Origin of the sequence: Streptomyces hirsutus, assembly GCF_001418415.1 — a bacterium.
GTDB classification, from domain to species: Bacteria; Actinomycetota; Actinomycetes; order Streptomycetales; family Streptomycetaceae; genus Streptomyces; species Streptomyces hirsutus.
Map to the genome: position 1 here is coordinate 1 of NZ_LIQT01000600.1, position 3,655 is coordinate 3,655.

A 3,655-nucleotide genomic window follows, 5' to 3' on the forward strand; every position below is an offset into this window, starting at 1 on the left:
CGGCGTCGTTCGCGCCCTGCCTTTACGTCGCTCCGCCTTTACGCCGCCCCGCTTTTGCGTCGCCTCTCGCGCTGTGGCGTGCGGGTCGGGTCGGGCAGGATCGGATCGAACCCTGACCCGCCATTCGCAGGGGATCAGCCTCTCCGCGCCCGCTTTCACAGGATCACAAGCGCCTCGCGCCTGTGTATACCTGGAACCGCCTGTACCATGCGAACGGTACCCAGATCGAACCAACTCTGCCTGACGCAGAGCTGGCGCGACCGTATGGCGGCCGGCACGCCCTGAGCTGTGGCACCGGCATCTACCGCAGTCAGCGCAAGAGGACAGCTCTCGGCGCGCCCGACACCAGGGCCCACGCGCCACCAGGCGGCAGAAAGGCACGGGCCGTGGCATCCACGGTCACCACGTCGAAGGACTCTGCGGCCACCTCCCGTCCGGGATACGGCCGACTGCTGCGCACACGCGGCGCCTGGACGTTCCTGCTCCCCGGCTTCGCGGCACGCCAGCCGTTCGCGATGCTCACCCTCTCCATCGTGCTGCTGGTGCAGCACACCACCGGTTCGTACGGCGCGGCCGGCGCCGTCGCGGCGGTCACCGGCGTCTCCATGGCCGTGTTCGCGCCCTACAGCGGCCGGCTCGCCGACCGCTACGGACAGCGCGCCGTCCTGGTCCCCGGCGTCCTGCTCCACACCCTGTCCGGGCTGACCCTGACCACGCTGGCGCTGAACGGCGCCCCGCTGTGGGCGTTGTTCGCCGCCGCTGTGCCCACCGGCGCCTCGGTGCCCCAGGTCGGGCCCATGGTGCGCGCCCGCTGGGGCGTGAAGCTCAAGAACTCCCCGCTGATGACCACGGCGGCGGCCTTCGAGTCCGTCACCGACGAGCTGACCTTCGTCGTCGGACCGCTGCTGGCCACCGCCCTGTGCACGGTCGTGGACCCGGCGGCGGGCCTGATGACCGAGGCCGCGCTGACCCTGGTCGGCGGTCTGCTGTTCGCCGCGCAGAAGGGCACGCAGCCCGAGGTGGCCGCCCGCGGGAACGCGCGCGTGGAACACGTTTCCGCACTCCGCGTCCCCGGGGTGCGCGTCCTGATCGTCATCTTCCTGGGCATCGGATCCGTCTTCGGCGGTATGCAGGTGTCCCTGGCCGCGTACACCGAGTCGATCGGCGAGCCCGGGCTGAACGGCATCCTGTACGGCGTCTTCGCCGCGGGAAACATGATCTCCGGCATCGCCTGCGGCGCCATCGCCTGGAAGGCCGCCCCCGAACGCCGCCTGGTCATCGGGTACGTGGCGCTCGCGGTGACCGCCTCCGCCCTGTGGACCGCCCACTCGGCGCTGCTCCTCGGCGGGCTCGGCCTCCTGGTCGGCATGTGCATCGCGCCCTCCCTGATCACCGGATACACCCTGGTGGACGACCTGGTCCCGGCCGGTGCCCGCACCGAGGCCTTCACCTGGCTGACCGGCGCGGTGGCACTCGGTCAGGCGGCCGCGGTCACGGTCTCCGGGCAGCTGGAGGACCGCCTCTGGTCCGGTGCCGGGTTCCTGGTGCCGATGGGCGGTACGGTGCTCGCCCTGGCGACGCTGCTGGCCCTGCGGTCACGGCTGGTGCCGCCCCGGGCGACCCGCGAGGTCACGCGCGGCGCGGCCCGTCGCGATCCCGTCGCGATCAGCGAGCAGTAAGCAGTAAGCAGCGATCGGTGCTCAGTGATCAGTGATCAGTGATCAGTGAGATGTGACGCACTCGCAGGCTGCCGCGCAGGCCCTCACCGGGTCCGCCCGCGCACGCGTGCAAAGCCGCGACGGCACCGCGGACGTGGCTTCCCGCCTGGGAAGCCACGCCGCGAAGTGCGTCCGGGACACCCGCGGAACACGCACGGAAGCCCGGCCTCATGAGGGTCACGCTCCGGCCGCCGCCCGTGGCGGGGTGACGCACGTTACGCCGCTCACTTGCGGCACGGGTTACCATTGACGATCGTTAGCACTCATCGAGTGAGAGTGCCAGGAGGAAGACAGTGCCCACCTATCAGTACCAGTGCACCGAGTGCGGCGAGGGCCTCGAGGCGGTGCAGAAGTTCACCGATGACGCTCTGACCGAATGCCCGAACTGCCAGGGCCGCCTGAAGAAGGTGTTCTCGGCGGTCGGCATCGTCTTCAAGGGCTCCGGCTTCTACCGCAACGACAGCCGCGGCTCCTCGTCGAGCAGCACCCCGGCGTCGAAGACGTCCGGTTCGTCGACGAGCTCCTCCTCGGACTCCTCGTCTTCTTCCTCGTCCTCCTCGGGCTCCGGTTCGAGCTCGGGATCCGGCAGTTCCAGCAGCACCGCCGGCAGCACCGCCGCCTGAGGCCGAATCCTTACGGGACCCTGTCGTCGTCCGACGACGGGGTCCTCGGCATTTCCGGGGCCGGTTAGGGTGCGGAGCATGGCGAACAAGGCGAACGTCGAGATCGGCGTGATCGGCGGCTCCGGTTTCTACTCCTTCCTCGACGACGTGACCGAGGTCCAGGTGGACACCCCGTACGGGGCGCCCAGCGACTCCCTCTTCCTTGGTGAACTGGCCGGCCGGCGGGTCGCCTTCCTCCCCCGGCACGGACGCGGCCATCATCTGCCGCCGCACCGGATCAACTACCGGGCCAACCTGTGGGCGCTCAGGTCGGTCGGCGCGCGCCAGGTGCTCGGGCCGTGCGCGGTGGGCGGGTTGCGTCCCGAGTACGGGCCGGGGACGCTGCTGGTCCCGGACCAGTTCGTGGACCGTACGAAGTCCCGGGTGGGCACCTATTTCGACGGGCTGCCGCGGCCCGACGGCACCGTCCCGAACGTCGTGCACGTATCGCTGGCCGACCCCTACTGCCCCGCCGGCCGGGCCGCCGCGCTGAAGTCGGCGCGCGGGCGGGACTGGGAGCCGGTGGACGGCGGCACGCTGGTCGTGGTCGAGGGGCCGCGCTTCTCCACCCGTGCCGAGTCGTTGTGGCACCAGGCGCAGGGCTGGTCGGTGGTGGGCATGACCGGCCACCCCGAGGCTGCGCTCGCCCGTGAGCTGGAGCTCTGCTACACGTCCCTGACCCTGGTCACCGACCTCGACGCCGGTGTCGAAACCGGCGAGGGCGTCTCGCACGACGAGGTGCTGCGGGTGTTCGCGGACAACGTGGACCGGCTGCGGAACGTGCTCTTCGACACGGTGGCGGCGCTGCCGACGACCGAGGAACGGGACTGCCTGTGCGTCTCGGCGCTGGGCGGGATGGATCCGGGGTTCAGGCTGCCGTAGAGCTTCCGGCGGGGCTCGTGACGCACGGTCGCGTCGCGGCTCACAGTCGCATCGTGGCGCACGGTCGGGCCGTGACGCACGATCGGGCCGTGACGCACGATCGGGCCGTGACGCACGATCGGGTCGCGGTTCACGACCGCGTTACAGCTCACGGTCGGGTGAGGGAGTTTTCCACAGGTCGTGGTCTGTCCACAGGCTCCGGCGGAGAGCGGCGGGAAGCCTCATCGTGGGGTCCGCAAGCCGATCCCTCGTCGCAGGTGGTGGTCCCGTGTCGTTCCCGCCGTCGTCCTCTCCCTCGTTCCCTCCGTCGTCTCTGCGTCAGCCCTCGCTCCAGTCCCCCTCCTCCACCTCCCCCTTCTCCTCCCTTTCCTCTCTCCCTTCCCTGTCTCTTAT

General features: G+C 70.6%; 3 protein-coding genes. All 3 read left to right on the plus strand.

Annotated features, from left to right (window positions below; all coding sequences use genetic code 11):
- The first annotated feature begins 386 nt into the window (after positions 1–386).
- The 3 genes from AOK11_RS35445 to AOK11_RS35450 all read left to right on the plus strand — a co-directional run bounded on the left by AOK11_RS35445 (position 387) and on the right by AOK11_RS35450 (position 3,262).
- A complete protein-coding gene (locus AOK11_RS35445) occupies positions 387–1,679 on the plus strand; it encodes an MFS transporter (protein WP_055597755.1) in 1,293 nt (430 codons plus the stop codon).
- 332 nt (positions 1,680–2,011) lie between these two features.
- Positions 2,012–2,341 carry an FmdB family zinc ribbon protein gene (locus tag AOK11_RS41110; RefSeq protein ID WP_079035284.1) on the plus strand — a complete coding sequence of 110 codons (330 nt, stop codon included), beginning with the start codon at positions 2,012–2,014 and terminating at the stop codon, positions 2,339–2,341.
- 78 nt (positions 2,342–2,419) lie between these two features.
- The gene (locus tag AOK11_RS35450) at positions 2,420–3,262 is read left to right on the plus strand and encodes an S-methyl-5'-thioadenosine phosphorylase (RefSeq protein WP_055597756.1); all 843 of its coding nucleotides are present in this window, start codon (positions 2,420–2,422) and stop codon (positions 3,260–3,262) included.
- Positions 3,263–3,655: the final 393 nt, after the last annotated feature.